The organism is Streptomyces sp. NPDC051322 (assembly GCF_040689485.1).
In the GTDB taxonomy this organism is placed as follows: Bacteria; Actinomycetota; Actinomycetes; order Streptomycetales; family Streptomycetaceae; genus Streptomyces.
In genome coordinates, this window is the sequence record NZ_JBFBAK010000004.1 from 331,297 (window position 1) to 351,079 (window position 19,783).

The window sequence follows — 19,783 nt, forward strand, 5'->3', positions numbered from 1 at the left end:
GCCGGGGACGCTCTCGGCGCAGAACCGCGTGAGTGCGTCCAGGTCCAGTCCCTCGACGGTGTTCATCGACCGGCCGCCTGCTCGTGGCGCTTCACCGTGCGGCGAGCGATGGCCCAGCGGTGCGTCTCCGACGAACCGTCATAGATCCGGAACGGGCGGACCTCGCGCAGGAACCGCCCGAGCAGCACGTCCCCCGACACCCCCAGCGCCCCGCAGATCTGCAGCGAACGGTCCACCACGCGGTGGATCGCCTCGGCGCAGAAGGTCTTGGCGATCGACGTGGACTGAGCGCCGGAGCGGCCTTCGTCGAGCTCCCAGCACGCCTGCGTGATCAGCCCCCGCGAGGCGGCGATGTCGATCTCGTTGTCCGCGATCATCTGCTGGACCATGCCGAGGTCGGCAAGGCGTGACCCGAACAGCCGCCGCTCGGCGGCGCGCGCCACAGCGATGTCCTGCGCGCGGCGGGCGATGCCGACCCAGCGCATGCAGTGCGTCATACGCGCCGGACCGAGCCGGACCTGGGCGTAGCGAAAGCCCTCGTCCACCTCGCCGAGGACCGCCTCCTCGGACACGAAGCAGTCGTCGAAGAGCAGCTCGATATGGCCGACGAACAGGCTCTCGTCCAGGGTCTCGATGTGCCGGACCGTCTTCATGCCCGGGTTGTCGGCGTCGACCAGGAACATCGTCGCGCCGCCGCGGTCCCCGGGCTCGCCGGTGGTGCGCGCCATCACGATGGCGAACCCGGCACCGTCGGCCCCGGTGATGAACCATTTGCGGCCATGAATCCGCCAGCCGCCCGGAACCCGCTCGGCCCGGGTCGTCAGCGCGTCGGGGTCGGATCCCGCCCCGGGCGCGGGCTCGGTCATGGCGAAGCACGAGCGAACCGCTCCGGTGGCGAGCGGGCGCAGGTAGCTCTCCTGCTGCGCCGGCGTCGCGATGGCTTCCAGCATGTGCATGTTGCCTTCGTCCGGCGCCGCGATGTTCAACGCCAACGGTCCGAGCAGCGAGTAGCCGGCCTCCTCGAAGACCAGCGCGCGCCCACGCATGTCAAGCCCGTGGCCGCCGTGTTCCGGCGCCACATGTGGGGCGAAGACGCCTGCTTCCTTCGCAGCGGTCTGCAGCTGTATCCGCACCTCGTCCGAGTGGACGACGCCGCGGTGCTCCTCTTCGACAGGAAGCACGACGTCGGATACGAATCGCGCCGTGCGTTGCGCGAGTTCCGAGACGCCGGTTTCGGGGGCCAGGTCGATAGGCACACGTTCTCCAATGGGCTGATGTCTGTTGTCATGCCGGTTGGCGAGCCAGCTGCGGATGCCGCGTGCCAGGGCCTGGTCGGAGCGGTGGACGCGTCGCTTGAGCTTCTTCTGTGTGAGCTCTGCCCTGCGGCCCCTACAGCTGACGCAGGACCTTCTCAAGGGCGTCAGCGGTGGTATCGATGTCTGCCTGGCGATGCGCAGTGCTGAGGAAGATCTTGCCCGACGGCATGAACATCGCGCCGCCGGCGAGCATCCCGCCCAGAATCTGCGACCACAGGCCGCCGGTCCCGTGCAGGCTGGTGGCCTCGTGGTCCGGGACGAACTGAAGGAGAGAACCGAGCCGTTGGAGGCGGGCAGCGCGCGGCCCGGAGGCCAGCAGGCCCCCGATCACCACCTCGAACCGTGCGGAGACGCTCTCCAGAGTCTGATAGACGGAGGGGTCCGCGAGAACTCCCATGGTCGCCTTTACAGCGGCCAACGCGACAGGATTACCGTTGAACGTTCCGGCGTGCACCACACCATCGGTCACCTGGTCGATCAGGTCTGCTCGCCCGACAACGGCGCTCTGGGTGAAGCCACCGGCCATCGCCTTGCCGAAGACGGAGAGGTCGGGGCGCACCCCGAAGAGCTCGGCCGCGCCTCCACGAGCGATCCGGAAGCCGGCGATCACCTCGTCGTAGACGAGCACCACGCCCTGCTGGTCACAGCGGGATCGCAACGTCTGCAGGAAGTCCTGCGAGGGTGCTTCGACACCGGCGTTGCTCATGATCGGGTCGATGAGTATCGCGGCGATGTCTCGTTCGGCGGCCTCCGCGAGAATGCGTTCGATCATCTCCACATCGTTGAACCGCGCCACCACCAGGTCGTCGAGCACGCTCGGACTCTGGCCCCTGCTGGCCGGCACCGCGGCCTCGCCCGAGTCGGTGTCACTCAGGCCGGCGTACACCGTGTCGTGCCATCCGTGATAGCTCTTGGCGAACTTCACGACCCGACGACGCCCCGTGGCCGCCCGCGCCAGGCGCAGTGCGATCTGAACCGCCTCGGTCCCGGTGTTGCTCCACAGCAGGCGTTCACCGTGTGGCACCGATTCCAGCACGGCCTCCGCTGCCGCGTACTCGAGAACATGGCCGGTGCCGACGATCTGCATTCGGCCGGCCACACCCAGTACGGCGTCCATGATGCGCGGGTCGCTGTGTCCGAGGACCAGGGGACCCCATGCCATGACGTAGTCGACGTAGCGGTCGCCGTCCAGGTCCCAGACATGGGCTCCTCGGGCTTCGCTCACGAAGAGAGGATGTGGCTGCATGGCTGCGCGGAGGCCGGAGCCCACCCCGGCTCCCACGCTGCACCGGGCCCGCTCGAAAGCGATGCGTGATGACTCCAAGCCCATCCGACGTTCCTTCCTTTCTCGCTCACCGGAACAGGCCGCCCTGGAAGACGGCCGGTCCCGGCTACTGTTCGACGCCCGGCGCCACCGGGCGAGGTCTTGCGGGAGCCTCAGGGCGCGACGCGCGCACCTTTGCTGGCCAGGGCGCCTACCGGCAGGTCCTCGACGGTGCGGAATCCGGGCGCCGCCTCGACGACCGCGGTCACGGCGTTCGACGCCATGGCCACGGTCGAAAGAAAGCTCTCGAACCCGCCGGGCACCGCGACTTCGATCGTCTGCTCACGACCGACGACGAGGAGTTCGTCGCCGCGTTCGACAGCGTCCTCGGGGTCGAAGATGCCGAACCGAGTGGCCAGTTCGATGACCGGCTTCCCTTGCAGAAGTCCACGAGCCCGGTGCAGGACGCTTGTCACGGTTCCTGCGGCGATGACGGTGTGCTGCCCCTTGCGTTCCGTTTCCGCGATCACGTCTCGCTCGACGGCATCGACCTCGATCGAGTCGAGATCCCACTCCAGTCCTCGAGCCAGAGCGCCGATACTCTGCGCGAAGCCGACGTGCCCCATGACGCGGCCCGCATCGCGCTCGGTGTCGAAGTCGGCCGGCGTGAGCCCAAGCCCGAACTTCCTCAGGATCGCCCCGTAACGCCTCATGTCCGCTGTACGCCGCACGGAGACGCGCTCCACCCCGAGCGTGAGGCCGCTCAGCACCAGCGGCAGCGTGTCCATCAGCATCCCGGGATTGCAGCCGGTGCCGAGTACGGAGACACCGTGTTCGCGCGCGAGCCGATCCAGGCGAGCCACAGCCTGAGCGTGGCTCCGGGTCGGATCCCGCAACTCCTCGCAGATCGACAGGACGTTCGTCCCACTCTCCACAAGGGCGGCGACGGTCGGTTCTATCGTCTCGACCCAGGACGAGGTGGCGACAACCGCCACGTCGGCAGACGGCAGCTCCGCGATGGAAGAGACCACAGGGACACGCGGCGCACCGGCGACGAAGTCAGCGAGGGGCACTCCAGCCTTGTCCACCCCGATGTCCAGCGCACCCAGCAGTTCGCAGTCGCGTCGGCTCACCAGCGACTCAGCGATGGCGATGCCTGTAGCGCCGAGTCCGACGAGAACAACACCGGTCGCCTTGGTCATGTTTGAGTGCCTCCTTCAGCACACGCGAGACATCGGCACCGACTCCGGCGTCCCGTAGGTCAACGAGCAGGAACGAGGGCCGAACCTCGCCGACGTCCCGCAGAAGGCCGCTGGACGGTCATCTGCGGGACGTCTCGCTCACTGGGCGTCGGCCACGAGGCCGCGTGAGCTGATACGGCCGGCCTCAGAGCTTGAGGTAGTCGCCCAGGTCGGCGTAGTCGACCTGCCACAGGCCGGGAGAGCCCGTCGGGTACTGGGAGCGGAAGCCGAGCACGCGCTGGACGCGCGGCGAGAGCGTCTTGGCGATCTCCTTGTCGACGAGGAAGGGGTAGGCCTCCTCGCCGGTGAGGAAACCCGCGTTGAACGTGAAGGCCAGGCCCCGCCGGTACTCGTCGGCGGTCTGGTTCGCCCCACCGCCGTGCGCGGTCTTACCGCTGATCAGCAGGACGTCTCCGGCATTCATGACCGCGGGAATCGTCTGCTCAGGAGTCCCGCGGTCCTCGAAGTCGCTCCAGTGGTTGCTCCCGGGGATGACGCGGGTGGCGCCGTTCTCCTCCGTGAAGTCGGTCAGGGCGACCAGGAAGTTGATGGTGACCTCCGGGCCCTTGGGCCCCATCCCGATGAACGGGAACCAGTTCTCCAGGTCCCGGTGCAGCATCTGTCCTGCGCTGTTCGGGCCGATCTCGATCACCTGCGCGGTGGTCATCCAGTAGGTACCCGACTCCTCCAGGAAGACCAGGTCGCTGATCTCGTGGACCAGGGGGTGTTCGATGACCTCGCTGCGGAACGTGGCACTGTGCGTCACCAGGTTCGTGAGTCGCTTGGTGTTGTGGCCGTGAAACGCCGCCACGATCTCGTTCTCGTGGGTCGAGCCTGGCCGAAGAGCCTCCATCGGCGGCTCGATGTCGGAGTTGAAGCGGTCGATCTGCTCCGTCGTCAGGAAGTTCTTGATGATGACGCCGCCGTCACGGGTCACGATCTTGAGAATCTCTTCCGCCGACGTGTCAGCCGCCACAGACGTCAGGGCCTGGGCCTTCTCCTGTGCTGTCATGTGAATTCGCTCCCTCAATCTGAATTCCGGTTGACCGAGTACTCGATCAGCCATGGGCATCCTGGCTTCACAGCGTTTGATGCCTGCTGAGCCGACGCGATTGCGCGCCGCCTCTTCGCTGGGCCGGCATACGGCGGCTCAGCCTTCCGTGAGGTTGTCGGTGCGGCTCGAACGAGCGCAGCGGCCTCCTCAAGCTCGCTTTCTGCGTATCGCCTGGCCGGCTGCTGATCGTCTTCGCGACGGATCAGCTGAGTTCGATCCAGGTCGTCTTCAAGGTCGTGAACTTGTCGAGGCCGTGGAGGCTCCGGTCCGACCCGTGACCGGAGAGCTTCTGACCGCCGAACGGCACCGAGGTGTCGCCCTCCTCGTAGCAGTTGACCCAGACCAAGCCGGCCTGGATCTCCCTCGACAGGCGGTGGGCCCGGGCGAGGTCGCTGGTCCAGATCGCGGACCCGAGTCCGTAGTCGGAGTTGTTGGCGATCGCGATTGCCTCGGCATCGTCGCGGAACGTCGTGACCGACAGAACGGGCCCGAAGATCTCGTGCTGGGCGAGGCGGCTGCCTGGGTCCACGTCCACGAAGACCACCGGATCCACGTACAGGCCGTGGGTCCTCTTCCGGTCCGATCCGAGGACGAGCCGGGCTCCCTCCGCGATCCCCTTGCGCACCTCGCCCAGCACGTCATCGCGATGCCGCTCATATGCCAGCGGCCCCATCGTCGTCGCCGGGTCCAGCGGATCGCCGATCTTGTGCCGGTCGAGATGATCCACGACCCTGGCGACCAGGTCGTCGCGGATGTCCTCGTGCACGAGAAGCCTCGACCCCGCCGTGCACATCTGCCCGCTGTTGAAGGAGATCGCCCAGGCGGCCATCCGCGCGGCCTCGTCGAGATCCGGTGCGTCAGGGAAGACGATGTTGGGAGACTTGCCTCCCAGCTCCAGCCAGACCGGCTTCGCGTTGGACTGTCCGGCGTAAGTCAACAGCTGCTTTCCGACCTCGGTCGAGCCGGTGAAGGTCACCGTGGCGACGTCGTTGTGCAGCGCCAGCGCCGAGCCGACTGTCGCACCGCTGCCGGTGAGCACCTGCAGCACCCCGGCCGGCAGGCCCGCCTCCGCGGAGAGTTCCGCCGCGCGCAGGAGGGAGAGGGGCGTTTGCGTCGCGGGCTTGACGACGACGCTGTTTCCCGACGCGAGAGCCGCGGGAATCTTGAACATCGACAGTGTCATCGGGAAGTTCCACGGCGTGATCGCGCCCACGACCCCCAGCGGCTCCCGCGTCACCAGGGCGACGGAGTTGTTTCGGCCGCGTGGAGACTCGTCCATCAGCTTGTCCGCGAGTTCGCCGTACCAGCGGATCGTGTTGATGGCGGTGCGCAGTTCGACGGACCATGCCACCGTGGCCGGCTTGCCCATCTCGAGCGCGACCAGCAGGGCCAGTTCGTCCCGGTGCTGGTCGAGCAGGTCCGCCCAGCGGATCAGTACGGCGCCGCGCTCCCGGGGCTCCAGGCCTGCCCAGCCTCGGGACGAGAACGCCTGCCTGGCTCCCTGGACGGCCCGGTCCACGTCGTCGCGGTCCGCGCTGGGGACGTCCGCGAAGGGCAGTCCGTCGCGCGGGCTGATGACGGCGGCCGTCCGGCCGGTCCGCGATGCGGCCCATTCGCCGTTGATCCACATTCCGCGGGGCAGGCTCAGCCGGCTCTTGAGGGCGAGCCAGTCGTCCAGTGAACGTGCGGTGCCCGTTCGGTCCGTGTTCACCACGTCGCGCCTCCTGTCATGGCGGGGCTGGGGGCGCCCGTCGTCGACACCGCGACGAGCCAGTCGAATGCAGGGTCAGGCGAGGCCATCCACTCGGGGTGCCACTGCACCCCCATCACCGGGCTGTCATCGAGCCCGATGGCTTCGACGACGCCGTCCGCGGCGGTGCCCATGACGCTCAGTCCCCGGCCGAGTCGGTCGACCGCCTGGTGGTGCCAGGAGTTGACGACGCGCTGGGGGCCGTAGAGCGTGTGGGCGAGACTCCCCGGCGTAAAACTGACGGTGTGTTCGTCATCGCCGTCATCAGGTGCGAAGTTCGGGGATACGTGGACGATCGGGCCCTCGTCGATGTGCTCGACGAGAGTGCCGCCGAGTACGACGTTGAGCAGGTGGTGACCGCGGCAGACGCTTAGGAGCGGAACGTTGGCCTGGAGCGCGGCCACGATCAGGTCCGCCTCGTACTCGTCTCGTTCGAGGTCCGGCGCATCGAAGTCCCATCGCGGGTCGACCGCAGGGTCGACCTGGACGCTACCGCCCCACCGGGAAGGGTGAATATCCTGCCCCCCAGTGACGATGAGTCCGTCGAGACGGTCAACCACGTGTTCCGCTTCGACATTGAACGGCAGGTTGACCGGTATTCCGCCCGCAGCCGCCACGCTGTCGCCGAACGCACTGAAGTACGAGTTGATGAACTGGAATTGGAAGCGGCGCGACGTCCTTGCCACCATGCCCAGGCTCAGGCGGCGGCCCGTGATTCCGATCAGCGGCTTCATGTTCACACCTCCCCGACCCGGGCGACGACGCGAATCTCGTGTCCGGACGCCAAGGCCTTGAATCCGTCGTTGATGGTGGCCAGGTCGCACCGGGCGGTTACGAGATCGTCGAGGCGGAGCAGGGCCACGCGGTTGAAGTGCACGTACAGCGGGACGTCTACCTTGAAGTGGTTGGAGCCCATGAACGAGCCCTGGATGCGCTTCTCCTCCAGGAACAGCTCCGCCCCTCGGACCGGAATCGGCTGGGAGTCCGGGATCATGCCCATCACGGTGGCGGTCCCGCCCGGCCGGAGCATGGCGAACGCCTGTCCGGCCGTGGTGCCCGAGCCGACCGCCTCGAACGCATGGTGCACGCCGGTGCCGGTGACCGCCCGCACCGCCGCAACCGGGTCGGTCTCCCGCGCGTTGACGACGTGCGTCGCGCCGAATTGGACGGCACGGTCCAGCTTGCTCTGCACGACGTCGATCCCGATGATCTGCGCCGCGCCCGCCAGTTGTGCGGCCTGGACGGCGGCAAAACCGACCCCGCCGAGGCCGATCACGGCGACGCTGTGCCCTGTGTGCACCGAGGCACTGTGCAGCACGGCGCCCATGCCGGTCGTGACGGCGCAGCCGAGCACACTCGCGGTCTCCGGACGGATGTCGTCAGGGATGGCGACCAGGCCGTTCTTGTGGACGAGGATCATCTCCGCGAAGGCGCCGATGCCGGCGGTCGGCCGAACCGGCCGACCGTCAGGCTTCGTCAGCCGCGGTCGGGATCGCTCCTGTTGCAGTCGTGAGCGGTTCACACACAGGGTCTGCCTGCCGGTCGCGCAGTACTCACAGGTACCGCAGTGCACGGACAGACACGTCACGACCGTGTCGCCCTGCGCGAACTCTGACACGCCCGCGCCGACTGCCACGACCTCCCCAACCGCCTCGTGACCAAGGACAATCGGCGGTTGGGTCTCGAAGGTCCCGTCGATCTCGTGCAGGTCCGAGTGGCACAGGCCGGCGTACGCCACCTTCACCAGTACCTCGTCCGGACCGGGATCGTCGATCACGAGCTCCTCGAGCTCGAGGAGGCCCGGAGCCGCGTTCAGGACGGCGGCTGTGATCCGGGTGCTCATGCCAGCTCGAAGTATCGGCTGCGCTCCCACGGGGTGATCCCGGAGTCGGGGTCGCCCCCACCAGTGTGGAACGACAGCCACTCCGACAGGCGCGTGCCGATCCAGTAGCCGACGAACTCACCTCCGAGCGCCTCGGGCAGGATCTTGTCCGCCTCCAGTGCCGAGGCCGCCTGGCTGATGCTCGCGGGAATCGGCTCCCCGTCGGGGCGGAACCAGGCCATGCCGGTCAAGGGGGTGGGCGGCTCGAGTTCGTTGCGGACTCCGAAGAGGCCTGCGCCGAGAACGGCCGCAGTGACCAGGTACATGTTCGCGTCCGAACCGGGCACGCGGTACTCGATGCGGGACTGCTTCGGGTGGTCCACAACGGCGCGCACCGCCGTCGTCTTGTTACCGACTCCCCAACTGATGGTCGTGGGCGGACCCTCGGCGGGGATGAGCCGGCGATAGGAGGTGATGAAGGGAAGGGCGATCGACGTCGTACCCGCCATCGTCGGCATCACGCCGCCGATGAACCGGCTCATCACGTCAGACGGACCGCCGGGGCTGTAGAAGGCGTTCCCGTCCGGCGTTGCCAGCGAGAGGTTCAGGTGCGACGCCTGGCCCCAGGCGTCCGACCACTTCGCCATGAACGTCATGGTCCGGCCGAGCTCGTGGCCCACCTCGCGCATCACCTGGCGACATCGGGCCCAGCGGTCGGCGACCTCGACGGCACTGCCCATCGCGACATTGACTTCGATCTGGCCTGCGGCGGCCTCGTCGTTCCAGGCCTCCCAGTCGATGCCGATGGCCCTCAGCCGCTCCTCCACCCGCTCCAGGTACGCGCGCCAGTCCGCGTCCTTGGCGAGCACGTAGGCACCTCCGCTGGTGCCGCCGAGCGGAGTGAGGTTCTCGTAGCCCTTGGCGCGGGCTTCGCGGACCGACTCCTCGAAAATGGTCGCTTCGATCTCGATTGCGGTGTTGACCGTGAAACCGAGCTCCTTGGCGTCGGCCTCGACGCGGCGCAGCAGGTTGCGCGGACAGACGGAGACCGGGGTGCCGTCCTGCGTCCAGAAGTCGCCGATGACGGCCGCCTTACCCGGCTTCCACACAACCAGCGTGCTGAGGTCGGGGCGGAGGAAGATGTCCGCGAGTTCGCCGCGCCAGGAAGGGAAAGGTATACCGAGGATCGGGGTGCTGCCCAGGTCGTTGCCGAACACGACATCCGCGAAGGCGAATCCCTGCTCGACGCTGCCCAGGAACTTCTCCCGCGACAGGGTCTTTCCGATGAACGTGCCGTCGAGGTTGGTGGCCTGGATCTCGACGGACGTGATGCCGTGCTCATCCAGCCAGCGGTCAAGCTCATTAATGGTCATCTCAGACACCGAATCTCACCTTCCAGTGCGCGCCACACATTGCCGACAGGTGCGCCACGCTGCCGACGACGGTGACGCCGGTCGCGAGAGCGAACAGAAAAGTTTCACCGCGGCCGCTGAACGCCGCCGCCAGCGCGTCCGCGGGGCCGTGCACCTCGTACGCCGGTGCGTCCTCGCCGAAGCGGACCTCCTGCTCCTCGGTCTGGCAGACCACGCGGAGCCCCTCGGGGAATCCGATCGAGCCCTGGTTCGCCGCCCAGAAGGACGATGCGGCATCACGCCAGGCGGGCACCGGCGGGTTCAGCAGTGTCTCGACCGCCGAGGCGAGCTCATCGGGCGTCGCGGCGAGCGCGTAATCGGAGTAGGGCACGAGGGGGATGGCCTCGACGCCCTCGTCCACGCCGTGGTGGATGTCCACGCCGCCCTCGGCGAAGAGCAGGGTCGCGGACTGGGCGTCCAGCTGCGATCGCAGCGCCACGGTGCCGGTCAGCCCCGTGAGCAGATCACGGAGTTCCGGAACCGCTGTGCTCTCACGCAAGGCCCTCGCCAGCGAGAGAACGAGCGGAGTCGGATCCGCCTCGACCTCGATTCTCACAGCGCCACTCATGGGCACTCACCTCAATCATTTCGGGGCCGGACACGGGGCCGGCGCCATCCACTGAAACCCAGACTGGCTCATATGACTGAGTCATATGACTCGAATGTAGGTCGGTGAAGCGTGGGTGTCAACCACATGTCGGCACGGATTTCGACCCGTGCCGCAGCGCTACGCGAAGCGCAGGACGCCGTCTTCGAAAGGCGCGCTCAGGAGGCCCTTCAACTGCTCATGGACCTGGGGATTGATCCACGGCTCACGGTCGCCCTGGCCCGGCATGTCGTCCATGTGGCGCACGAGGTAGCCCGAGGAGACGCCCTTGAGCCAGGGCCCCCTCGACATGCCCTGGTCCTCGTCACGCAGAACAGGCGTCACGACCTCCGCACCCAGCTCGTCCATCCTGGTGAGCAACGAGCTCCAGAACCGGTTGACCAGTTCGAGGCGAAGAGTCCAGGAGGAGTTGAGGTACCCGAAGGCCATGAGAAGGTTCGGGACCCCGCTGAACGCGACCCCCTTGTAGGTGAAGGTCTTCGAGAAGTCGATCGGCTCACCGCCCATGCTGAACCGGATTTTTCCCAGCGTGACGAGTTGCAGGCCGGTCGCGGTCACGATTACGTCGGCCGGCACCTCCTCGCCGGATGTCATGCGAAGGCCGTTCTCCGTGAACGTCTCGATGTGCCCCGTCACGACTTCTGCCTTGCCGTCCCGGATGGCATGGAAGAGGTCCCCGTTGGGCACCAGACACACGCGCTGGTCCCACGGCTCGTAAGCCGGGGTAAAGTGCCGCTCCCGGCAGTCGCGGCCGACGATCTTCTCTATCTCGTCGAAGAGGGGCTTCTTGAAGGCCTCGGGATCCGTACGGGCGAAGTGGTACTTCACCTGCTGGTCCTGGAGGTTCCGCAGCCGGATCCGCGTGAACGCCTCCTGACCCCCCACTTCCGCGCGCAGCTGGTTGGCCTGCTCGTCGACATCGGAGTCGATGGCCACATAGGAAGGCGATCGCTGCACCATCGTGACCTTCGCTGCGGTCTGGGCGAGGGCCGGGACCAGGGTGATCGCAGTGGCACCGGATCCGATGACGCCGACACGCCTCCCGGTGCAGTCGAGATCGGTCGGCCATTGCTGGGGGTGGACGATCTGTCCGCGGAATGCCTCTTGGCCGGGAAACTCCGGCTCGTGGCCCCTTTCGTGGTCGTAGTAGCCCGCGGCCATGTAGAGGTAGGAACAGGAGACGAGCGTGCGACCGGTGGGACCCGCGACCTCCAGACTCCAGGAGCGGTCGTCCTTCGACCAGTCAGCGCCGAGAACGCGGCTCTCGAGGCGGATGTGCGGCCTCAGGCCGTACTCGTCGACGGTTTCGTTCAGGTAGACGAGGATGGCCTCACCGGAGGCGATCGACTTCTCGGCGGTCCACGGCTTGAAGCCGTACCCCAGCGTGAACATATCGCTGTCGGACCGGATCCCCGGGTACCGGAACAGGTCCCAGGTGCCCCCGACGTCGGCACGCGCCTCGAGCATGACGAAGGACCGCCCGGGGTGCTTCGCCTTCAGTTCCACCGCCGCCGCGATGCCCGAGAGCCCGGCGCCGACGATCACTACGTCGACGCGCTCGATGGTTTCGTCCATATGGGTCACTTCCCGCCTTGTTCACACGATGCGTTTCAGCACGTCGAACCGGCCCGGCACCACATGACCGGGCTTCCCGGCCGCCCTGGGGCAGGGCATTGCAACGGCCTCGCAAAGTTGAGTAGAGTCATATGACTGGATCGCTTGTCTGAATCATTCGCTCAATTTGAGGCCAGCGTCAACCCCGGCCGCGTCGATCGCACCTTCCGCAGCCCGGAATGACCAGATGCTGCGCACCCCGCATGCCGACACGGCTACCCCCAGCCAAGGAGCAAAGAATGCTGAGCACGATGCAGGACGGGCTACTGTCGCTCGCCAAGCTGCTGCGCTACGCAGCCGCCGCACACGTCGACGCCACGGTCACCACATGGACGGGCGGAGCCGCGCGCCGACGTACGTTCGGTGAACTCGGCACCCGAGCGGCGCAGTTGGCGAACGCCCTGCGCGGCTTGGGGGTCGGCCCTTCCGACCGCGTGGCGACCTTCATGTGGAACAACACCGAACACATGGAGGCCTACGTCACCGTCCCCGCCATGGGCGCGGTGCTTCACGCCCTGAACATCCGCCTCTCCCCCGAGCAGCTCGTGTTCGTCGCCAACCACGGGGAGGACCGTGTGGTGTTCGTGGACGGGACACTCGCGTCCGCTTTCGAGGAAGTGCTCCCCCGGCTCCACACCGTGCGCCACGTGATCGTCGTGAACGGTGACGCGGCCGGTTTCCGGGCCCCCCGCGGGGTCGAGGTCCACAGCTATGAGCCCCTCCTCGAGGCTCAGCCCGACGTGTACGATTTCCCCGTACTGGACGAACGCTCAGCTGCGGCGATGTGTTACACCTCGGGCACCACCGGTGATCCCAAAGGCGTGGCGTACTCCCACCGCTCGCTCTTCCTGCACGCGATGCACGTGACCACTCCGGCCGCGATGGGGCTGTCGACAAGCGACAGATGCCTGGCGATCGTGCCGATGTTCCACGTCAACGCGTGGAGTCTGCCGTTCGCGTCCCTGCTCTCCGGCGCATCGCTGCTCATGCCCGACCGCTTCCTGCAACCCGAGCCACTGCTGGCCATGATGGAGGCGGAGCGACCGACCTTCGCCGCCGCTGTGCCGACCATCTGGACGGGGCTCGCCGCCAGGCTCGCGACCCACCCCCAGGACATCAGCCACCTGCGCGAGGTCGTCGTGGGAGGCTCGGCCATGCCGCCCACCCTGATGAAGACTTTCGAAGAGCAGCACCGGGTCAAGGTCGTCCACGGCTGGGGGATGACCGAGACCTCGTCCGTGGGCACGGTCGCCCACCCACCGGCCCATGCGACCGGTGAAGACCAGTGGCGCTACAGGATGAGCCAAGGACAGTTCGCACCGCTCGTCGAGTTCAGGCTCAAGGGCGACGACGGCGCTACGGTGCCCCACGACGGCGAGTCGCTCGGCGAACTGGAGGTGAGCGGCCCCTGGATCACGGGCTCCTACTACAGCCCGAGCGATGAGCCGGTCGAAGCCGACTCCTTCGACGACGCATGGCTCAGGACCGGTGACGTCGGCCGGATCAGCCCGGACGGATTCCTGACCCTCGTCGACCGAGCGAAGGACGTGATCAAGTCCGGCGGCGAATGGATCTCCTCCATCGACATGGAGAACGACATCATGGCGCATCCCGCCGTCGCCGAGGCGGCCGTCTTCGGCGTCCCCGACGAGCGCTGGGACGAACGGCCCTGCGTGGCGGTCGTCCTGAGGAACGGTCAGTCGGCTGACGCCGCGGCACTGAGGGAACACCTCGCCGAGACGTGGGCGAAGTGGCAGCTCCCGGAACGCTGGGCCTTCGTCGCCGAGATCCCCAAGACCAGCGTGGGGAAGTTCGACAAGAAGGTCCTCCGTCGGCAGTACGCGGATCGCCGACTCGCCTGCATCCACCTGGATTAGGGCTGCGCCCCAGCGCCCGGCGCACTCTTGACGGCGGCGTTTCCGGCACAGCTCCAGCATCCGGAATCGCCGCCCCTTGGAACGACCAACATAGTGACCGGAGTTGCCGGTGCCGTGGCGGGCGTTCCGGCGGGCGATGCGGGCCGCCGCGGACAGGCGGGACGGCGTTCGGGAGCGACACCAGCTGCGTCAAGTCGCTGAGATTGCGCCGGCGAGAATGGCCGCGAGCGGAGTGCCGTGCCCGTCGCTCGCCGCTTTAGACGGCCTTTCGTTCCCTCTGCCTCAGAAAAGCCTTGAGTATCTCGCAGGCGGTCGCCGTGTCGCGCAGCGTGCGCTCCGTGTCCCCATTCGTGAGCAATTGCAGTGAGAGACCGTCGACCAGAGACATCGCGACCCGCACCACCGAGTGGAGCTCCTCATCCGAGAAGGGCACGTCGACTTGGCGCAGGACAGCCTCCGCCGACCTCAGGAAGACGTCGTAGAAGCTGACGGACAGCTCAGGGTCGTAACGCTCGGCCCACAGCGTGACCTCGATCATGGCCCGTATCCGGACAGGATTCTCCACACTCCACTGCATGGCGCGCGTCAAACTCTGCTCTATGACGTGGCCCAGACTCGTGCTCTTGCCCTCGGGCAGATCGACATCGACGGGCAACTCTTCCGAGAGCTGCGCGAAGACCGCGAGCAGGAGGTTCTCCTTGTTCTGAAAACAGTAGTGGAGGGAGGCGAGAGGTGCCTTCGCCTCATCGGCGATCTTCCGGGTAGTGGCTCCGTCGGCACCCTCGCGCGCGATCACCCGCACAGCCGCCTCGATCAACTGTCCTCGCCGCGTTGCCGCTGAGACGTACGCCATCAAACCCTCCGTGAGACTATGACTCAGTCATTTGAACTACTTTAAAGGTACCACGGCCCCTCAATCGGCTTGGATGAACCGGCGAGGTCAGCGCTACATTGCACATGGGTGTCGTCACTCACCGTAGTGGGTCGTTCTGCTTCCGGCAGGGCCTGTTCGGCCCAGATGACCTTTCCCTCTCGGGTATGTCGTGCGCCCCAGCGTTTGGTGAGCTGGGCGACCAGGAGCAGGCCACGGCCTCCCTCGTCGAACGTCCGGGCACGACGCAGGTGCGGGGCGGTGCTGCTGGCATCGAAGACCTCGCAGGTCAGCGTCGACTCGAGGATCAGCCGTAGCTGTATAGGGGGCTTGCCATAGCGGATCGCGTTCGTCACCAGTTCGCTGACGATGAGTTCCGCGGTGAAGGTCAGCTCCTCGAGGCCCCAGGCGGTCAGCACGTCCGACGCGAAGCCACGGGCTCCGGACACGGCGGCCGGGTCCGAGGGGAGATCCATCGTGGCGACATGGTCGGGGTCGAGGGCTCGCGTTCGGGCCACCAGAAGAGCGACGTCGTCAGCAGGGCGGCTGGGCAGCAGCGCGGACAGCAACTGGTCGCAGGTCGCCTCCAGCGATTCCGGGACCGAGGTGAGGACATCGCGCAGCGTCGTGAGCGCGATGTCCACGTCACGCGCGCGGTCGGCGATCAGACCGTCGGTGTAGAGGGCCAGCAAGCTGCCCTCCGGCAGTTCGAACTCGGTTGTCTCGAAAGGAAGTCCGCCCAGGCCCAAGGGCGGGCCGATGGGCATCGCGGGCAACTCGACCACGCTGCCGACCCGGGCGTCGTCGCGGGTGGCCGAGGGTGCCACCGCCATCGGCGGCACATGTCCGGCGCTGGCGAGGGAGCACAGACGAGACACGGGATCGTAGATCGCGTACAGGCAGGTGGCACTGGTCTCGCCCTCGCCCAGCGACTCCTCGCTCTGCATCCGGATGACCACGTCGTCGAGGTGTGTGAGCAGTTCGTCGGGCATGAGGTCGATGTCGGCGAAGGAGCGGACGGCAGTGCGGAGGCGGCCCATGGTGGCAGCAGCCTGGAGGCCATGACCGACGACGTCGCCGACGACGAGTGCGACGCGGGCCCCGGAGAGCCGGATCACGTCGTACCAATCTCCGCCCACTCCGGCGCGGGAACCGGCGGGCAGGTAGCGGGAGGCCGTTTCGACGGCCGGCTGCTTCACAACATGCTGCGGCAGCAGGGCCTGCTGGAGGGTGAGCGCTGTGGAACGCTCACGGGTGTACCGGCGGGCGTGGTCGATGGACACCGCTGCTCTGGAGGCGAGGTCTTGCGCCAGCAGGAGATCGTCGTCGGCGAAGTGGGCCGGGGTGCGATGACGGAAGAACTGCACGACGCCGAGGACGTTGCCACGGGCGTGCAGGGGCACCAGCAGCATCGAGTGGAGGCCGAGATCGTGCAGGGCTCGCTCGTGGGCCCCGGACGGTGCCAGCCAGGAGGGAACCCGGGCGTCGACGAAGTGGTCGAGGAGGGACCGACCGCTGGCCAGTGCGCGAACGGGTTCTGACCCTTCTGGGTAGGAGTGCCTCTGACCTGCGACGAGCAGGGACTCCGGGCAGCCGTCGAGGACAGACATCTGGGCGACGCGGCGCACCGAAACCTCCGGCGAACGATCATCCGCTTCGTCGAAAGCAGAGTCGAGGAGGTCGACGGCGACAAAGTCGGCGAAGTCCTCGGTGCACACCTCTGCCAGCTCCTCGGCGGTGCGGGTGGCATCGAGGGTGCTGCCGATCCGTCGGCTCGCCTCGTTGGTGAGGACAAGCCGACGCTGAAGCAGGCGATCGCGCTCCCCCTGGTAAGCGGCAACGACCGCTTCCGAGGACCGGTCCACATAGTCGAAGCCGACCGCGATCAGTCTGACCATCGCCATACTGATCACCTGCCAATCGGCAGTGAGGCGGGGAGCCTCGGCCTGCATCACCTGGAGCAAGCTGAGGTGGCCGAGCCGGTAGCCACGTAGGAGGCGGCTCACCGGGATCCCTCGCCGAGCATAGAGGCGACCTATTTCCAGGGCGACCAGAGGAGCTTTCGACGTGCTCGTGTCGGAGTGGGTCTCAAGCAGATCCAGAAATGTGGCGACGTGCTGGGTTGTCTCATCCAAGGTCAGAGCCGCGATCTCCGCGTCTTCCCAAAGCTCGGGAAGCTCGCCGTTCAGACGTTGCAGCAGCAGGTCGGACAGCTCCCTCAGCTGTGGCCTGAGGTGGCGGGCCAGCTGGCCAAGCAACGCATCGACGTCGGTTCCCATAGTGAGAATGTACGAAAGGACCAGGGCATGCGCCCCTCGAGGAGCTGCGGGCAACGCCTGTTGGCTGGTACGCCCAAGCCCTGAGATCTCCGCGCGACGCCGCTGGCAGCAGACTGCGCACGCTATGCACGAGTTGCAGCCACCTCCGTGCGCACAGGTGTCCGAAGTGACCCGGACATTCGCCGAGCCCGGCTGGATGTACGGCCGCACTTCTGCCCGGCGCCGCTGCTCGCACCCTGCTGGAGTAGGCAGACCTCCCGGTCGATGTGCGGCAACAACCGGGGCCACTTCGCCGCTCACCGACGCGACTGCCCGCGAGCGGGCAAAAGGCACGGCCGGTGCGTCCGATGCGATCGAACTTGTGGACGGCGACGACGTCGATCTTATTGGCCTGGGCGTCGCGCTCCAGGCGCATGATCTGAGGCCGGTCCTGCTTGGCGCCGGATTCGCCCGCGTGATGTCGTCGTTCTGGGGTGAACAAGATGGCGAGGAACCGGGTTCCAGCGACCCTTCTCCATGCGCTCGTCGGTTCACCCGTACTGGGTTGGCCAGCCCTCGGTGTCCATCACCTCGTCGAGCACGGCCCGCAGCCGCAGCGCGTCGGATGCGAGCGCGGTGACCAGCACAGCAGGTCCGGCCAGCGGGGTGAGCGCTGCCGTGTCGCCGAGCAGCCGGGGCGCCGGCTTCCGGTCCTCCGCCTCGAACGCCGGGTCCACGACGAGCAGCTGGCCAACGGCCCGGTGGCCTCCCAGCACGGCGCCACCGTCCCACCCGCCGGGCGCCCCGGAACCGAAGCTGAGCTCCTGGTCCAGCAACGGCCGACCGCCACGGTGAACGGTGAGCCGGGTGCTCAGCGTGCCGGAGGATTCCTCGTGCCGGCCCAGGATCTGCTCCTCCCGCAGGACCAGCCGGGCGCCGGGGGCCAGCTCGACCCGCGTGGTCATCAGCAGTCGTCCGCCGCGTACGGAGATCAACTGCTCGGGCAGCCAGCTGAGTTCGGCCCCTTCCCCGACACTGATGCGGATGTCGTAGCGGCTGGGTTCATCGGCGGGCCCGGGCAACGCGATCGTCGCAGCAGCCGAACCGACCCGGAGCCGCGCACCGGCCCGTACCTCGGCTTCGACGGCGAGCCGGTCCCCGTTCAGCGGCGCGCTCATCGCCCCGACGACGGTGACCCTGGCCGCCGGTCCGGCGCCGCGGGTACGCCGCAGGGCGAGTGGTCCGTCGCTCATCAGGACCGGCAGGGCCGTGCCGCCCCGGCCGTCGGGGGCGGCGGTGATACGGGCCGTGGCCCGCAGGCTCATACGGCCCAGCCGGCGAGCTGTGCGCGTACCCAGTCGGCGACCGGCCGTACACCGTCCTCGGCCTTCAACGAGGTGAGGACGACAGGTCGTTCGCCGCGCTGGTCCGCCGCGTCGCCGGCCATTCTGCGGAGGTCCGACCCGACGTAGGGCGCGAGGTCGGTCTTGTTGATGACCAGGAGGTCGGCGGTGGTGATTCCGGGACCGCCCTTGCGCGGGATGTCGTCGCCCCCCGCGACGTCGATGACGAAGATCTGGGCATCGACGAGCCCCTTGGAGAAGGTCGCCGTGAGGTTGTCCCCGCCCGATTCCAGCAGGATCAGATCGAGCGGTCCCACCGCCTCCTCCAGATCCTCGACCGCTTCGAGGTTGGCCGAGATGTCGTCCCGGATGGCGGTGTGCGGGCAGGCCCCCGTTTCGACGGCCTGGATCCGCTCCGGCGGCAGCACCGCGGAGCGCCGCAGAAACTCCGCATCCTCACGCGTGTAGATGTCATTGGTGACGACGGCGAGGGACAGTTCGGTGCGCAACGCGCGGCAGAGGGCGGCGACGGTGGCGGTCTTGCCGGAACCCACCGGCCCGCCGAGGCCGATGCGCAGGGCCCGCCGCGTTCCGTCGGGGCGGGTCGCGTCGGCGCTGACCGCCATGGCGGTGCCGGAATGATCGAGGTGCATGTGCTTGCTCCAGTGGTGGCAGGTGTTACGAGGCGAAGAGTCGTACCGGCCGGGCGGCGTGTGCCTGCGCGGCGATGTCCAGCAGCGGCGCGGAGGTGGCCGGCAGCCGGTCAAGGCCGTGGCGCGCTGCCTCTGCCGCGGCCGCGACGGCCTTGTCCGCCACCCGGTCCATCTCGGGTGCGAGGCGGGCGAGGACGGCGGTGGCCTCGAAAGGGTTGAGGCCGAGGAGCCGGACGGCCGCACCGGCCGGGCCACTGACCGTCTCGTACGCGACGCAGTGCGCGGCGTCGCCGGCCCCGAGGCCCGCCGCGCGGGCGGTGACCCCGAGGACGACGGGCTGGTGCGCGCCGCGTGGCAAGGCCGTGGCCAGTGCGTCGAGTTCGGGACACGGCCAGGTGGCACGCGCGGCCCGCATCAGCTGGCGGCCGAGCTTGCGGGCGGCCGCCCGCAGGGCGGGCGAGGGTGTCCGGGCGTCGGCGGCCTCGTCGAGTACCCGCAGATCGGCTCCCAGCGCGGCTGTGGCGGCGAGCGCCGCGGAGGTGAGTCCGGTGGTGTGCAGTCGGCCGAGGCAGAAGTCCGCCAGATCGCGGGCGTCGCGGATCCGCCCCGCCACCACGGCCTGTTCGGCGCCGCCGGAGTGGGCGTGACCGCCGGCGGGGAACCGGCCGTCGGCCAGTATCAGCAGCGCCGATCGGCCCATC

At 67.9% G+C, this 19,783-nt stretch carries 17 protein-coding genes; 1 reads left to right on the top strand and 16 read right to left on the bottom strand.

The genetic code is table 11. The features are described 5' to 3' along the window. Positions 1-62: 62 nt before the first annotated feature. The 10 genes from AB0436_RS12655 to AB0436_RS12700 all read right to left on the bottom strand — a co-directional run bounded on the left by AB0436_RS12655 (position 63) and on the right by AB0436_RS12700 (position 12,041). On the bottom strand, positions 63-1,256 hold the full coding sequence (locus AB0436_RS12655) for an acyl-CoA dehydrogenase family protein (RefSeq protein WP_366467802.1): 1,194 nt from the start codon (positions 1,254-1,256) through the stop codon (positions 63-65). A 133-nt stretch (positions 1,257-1,389) separates the two neighbouring features. Next, positions 1,390-2,646: an aminotransferase class III-fold pyridoxal phosphate-dependent enzyme gene (locus AB0436_RS12660; protein ID WP_366467803.1), complete on the bottom strand. Its 1,257-nt coding sequence runs from the start codon at positions 2,644-2,646 to the stop codon at positions 1,390-1,392. A gap of 107 nt (positions 2,647-2,753) precedes the next feature. Then, positions 2,754-3,782 carry a dihydrodipicolinate reductase gene (locus AB0436_RS12665; protein WP_366467805.1) on the bottom strand — a complete coding sequence of 343 codons (1,029 nt, stop codon included), beginning with the start codon at positions 3,780-3,782 and terminating at the stop codon, positions 2,754-2,756. Between the two features lie 184 nt (positions 3,783-3,966). Beyond that, complete coding sequence (locus tag AB0436_RS12670; protein WP_366467806.1) at positions 3,967-4,833, bottom strand: phytanoyl-CoA dioxygenase family protein; 867 nt, start codon at positions 4,831-4,833, stop codon at positions 3,967-3,969. 244 nt (positions 4,834-5,077) lie between these two features. After that, the gene (locus tag AB0436_RS12675) at positions 5,078-6,589 is read right to left on the bottom strand and encodes an aldehyde dehydrogenase family protein (protein ID WP_366467808.1); all 1,512 of its coding nucleotides are present in this window, start codon (positions 6,587-6,589) and stop codon (positions 5,078-5,080) included. Next, positions 6,583-7,359: a gamma-glutamyl-gamma-aminobutyrate hydrolase family protein gene (locus AB0436_RS12680; protein ID WP_366467809.1), complete on the bottom strand. Its 777-nt coding sequence runs from the start codon at positions 7,357-7,359 to the stop codon at positions 6,583-6,585. Before AB0436_RS12680 ends, AB0436_RS12675 begins: the two co-directional genes overlap by 7 nt. Positions 7,360-7,361: 2 nt before the next feature. After that, positions 7,362-8,468, bottom strand: coding sequence for a Zn-dependent alcohol dehydrogenase (locus AB0436_RS12685; RefSeq protein ID WP_366467810.1), 1,107 nt, complete (start codon positions 8,466-8,468; stop codon positions 7,362-7,364). Then, complete coding sequence (locus AB0436_RS12690) at positions 8,465-9,820, bottom strand: glutamine synthetase (RefSeq protein WP_366467961.1); 1,356 nt, start codon at positions 9,818-9,820, stop codon at positions 8,465-8,467. Before AB0436_RS12690 ends, AB0436_RS12685 begins: the two co-directional genes overlap by 4 nt. Position 9,821: 1 nt before the next feature. After that, positions 9,822-10,427 (bottom strand): hypothetical protein, encoded by a 606-nt coding sequence (locus tag AB0436_RS12695; protein WP_366467811.1) that lies wholly within the window; start codon positions 10,425-10,427, stop codon positions 9,822-9,824. A gap of 159 nt (positions 10,428-10,586) precedes the next feature. After that, entirely contained in the window at positions 10,587-12,041 is a 1,455-nt protein-coding gene (locus AB0436_RS12700; protein ID WP_366467812.1) for an NAD(P)/FAD-dependent oxidoreductase, read from the bottom strand. Between the two features lie 278 nt (positions 12,042-12,319). Between AB0436_RS12700 and AB0436_RS12705 the strand changes: the two genes are divergently transcribed. Beyond that, complete coding sequence (locus AB0436_RS12705; protein WP_366467813.1) at positions 12,320-13,957, top strand: long-chain fatty acid--CoA ligase; 1,638 nt, start codon at positions 12,320-12,322, stop codon at positions 13,955-13,957. Positions 13,958-14,213: 256 nt separating this feature from the next. On the opposite strand, the gene AB0436_RS12710 is transcribed toward AB0436_RS12705, so the two are convergent. From AB0436_RS12710 to AB0436_RS12735, 6 genes are all read right to left on the bottom strand, one after another. Then, the gene (locus tag AB0436_RS12710; RefSeq protein ID WP_366467814.1) at positions 14,214-14,810 is read right to left on the bottom strand and encodes a TetR/AcrR family transcriptional regulator; all 597 of its coding nucleotides are present in this window, start codon (positions 14,808-14,810) and stop codon (positions 14,214-14,216) included. A 41-nt stretch (positions 14,811-14,851) separates the two neighbouring features. Next, on the bottom strand, positions 14,852-16,732 hold the full coding sequence (locus tag AB0436_RS12715) for an ATP-binding SpoIIE family protein phosphatase (protein WP_366467815.1): 1,881 nt from the start codon (positions 16,730-16,732) through the stop codon (positions 14,852-14,854). Positions 16,733-16,955: 223 nt separating this feature from the next. Next, positions 16,956-17,588, bottom strand: coding sequence for a recombinase family protein (locus AB0436_RS12720; RefSeq protein WP_366467816.1), 633 nt, complete (start codon positions 17,586-17,588; stop codon positions 16,956-16,958). A 49-nt stretch (positions 17,589-17,637) separates the two neighbouring features. Further along, the gene (locus AB0436_RS12725) at positions 17,638-18,411 is read right to left on the bottom strand and encodes an urease accessory protein UreD (RefSeq protein ID WP_366467817.1); all 774 of its coding nucleotides are present in this window, start codon (positions 18,409-18,411) and stop codon (positions 17,638-17,640) included. Then, the gene (gene ureG / locus AB0436_RS12730) at positions 18,408-19,082 is read right to left on the bottom strand and encodes an urease accessory protein UreG (protein ID WP_366467818.1); all 675 of its coding nucleotides are present in this window, start codon (positions 19,080-19,082) and stop codon (positions 18,408-18,410) included. The genes AB0436_RS12725 and ureG overlap by 4 nt, the downstream gene beginning before the upstream one ends. A 25-nt stretch (positions 19,083-19,107) precedes the next feature. Then, positions 19,108-19,782, bottom strand: a complete 675-nt coding sequence (locus AB0436_RS12735; RefSeq protein WP_366467819.1) for an urease accessory UreF family protein — start codon at positions 19,780-19,782, stop codon at positions 19,108-19,110. Position 19,783 lies beyond the last annotated feature (1 nt).

Bases quoted from the DNA above. Each gene is read 5' to 3' on its own strand.
- AB0436_RS12660 (WP_366467803.1), bottom strand. From the start codon at position 2,646: ATGGGCTTGGAGTCATCACGCATCGCTTTCGAGCGGGCCCGGTGCAGC.
- AB0436_RS12665 (WP_366467805.1), bottom strand. From the start codon at position 3,782: ATGACCAAGGCGACCGGTGTTGTTCTCGTCGGACTCGGCGCTACAGGC.
- AB0436_RS12670 (WP_366467806.1), bottom strand. From the start codon at position 4,833: ATGACAGCACAGGAGAAGGCCCAGGCCCTGACGTCTGTGGCGGCTGAC.
- AB0436_RS12680 (WP_366467809.1), bottom strand. From the start codon at position 7,359: ATGAAGCCGCTGATCGGAATCACGGGCCGCCGCCTGAGCCTGGGCATG.
- AB0436_RS12685 (WP_366467810.1), bottom strand. From the start codon at position 8,468: ATGAGCACCCGGATCACAGCCGCCGTCCTGAACGCGGCTCCGGGCCTC.
- AB0436_RS12690 (WP_366467961.1), bottom strand. From the start codon at position 9,820: ATGACCATTAATGAGCTTGACCGCTGGCTGGATGAGCACGGCATCACG.
- AB0436_RS12695 (WP_366467811.1), bottom strand. From the start codon at position 10,427: ATGAGTGGCGCTGTGAGAATCGAGGTCGAGGCGGATCCGACTCCGCTC.
- AB0436_RS12700 (WP_366467812.1), bottom strand. From the start codon at position 12,041: ATGGACGAAACCATCGAGCGCGTCGACGTAGTGATCGTCGGCGCCGGG.
- AB0436_RS12705 (WP_366467813.1), top strand. From the start codon at position 12,320: ATGCTGAGCACGATGCAGGACGGGCTACTGTCGCTCGCCAAGCTGCTG.
- AB0436_RS12710 (WP_366467814.1), bottom strand. From the start codon at position 14,810: ATGGCGTACGTCTCAGCGGCAACGCGGCGAGGACAGTTGATCGAGGCG.
- AB0436_RS12715 (WP_366467815.1), bottom strand. From the start codon at position 16,732: ATGGCGATGGTCAGACTGATCGCGGTCGGCTTCGACTATGTGGACCGG.
- AB0436_RS12725 (WP_366467817.1), bottom strand. From the start codon at position 18,411: ATGAGCCTGCGGGCCACGGCCCGTATCACCGCCGCCCCCGACGGCCGG.
- ureG (WP_366467818.1), bottom strand. From the start codon at position 19,082: ATGCACCTCGATCATTCCGGCACCGCCATGGCGGTCAGCGCCGACGCG.
- AB0436_RS12735 (WP_366467819.1), bottom strand. From the start codon at position 19,782: ATGGGCCGATCGGCGCTGCTGATACTGGCCGACGGCCGGTTCCCCGCC.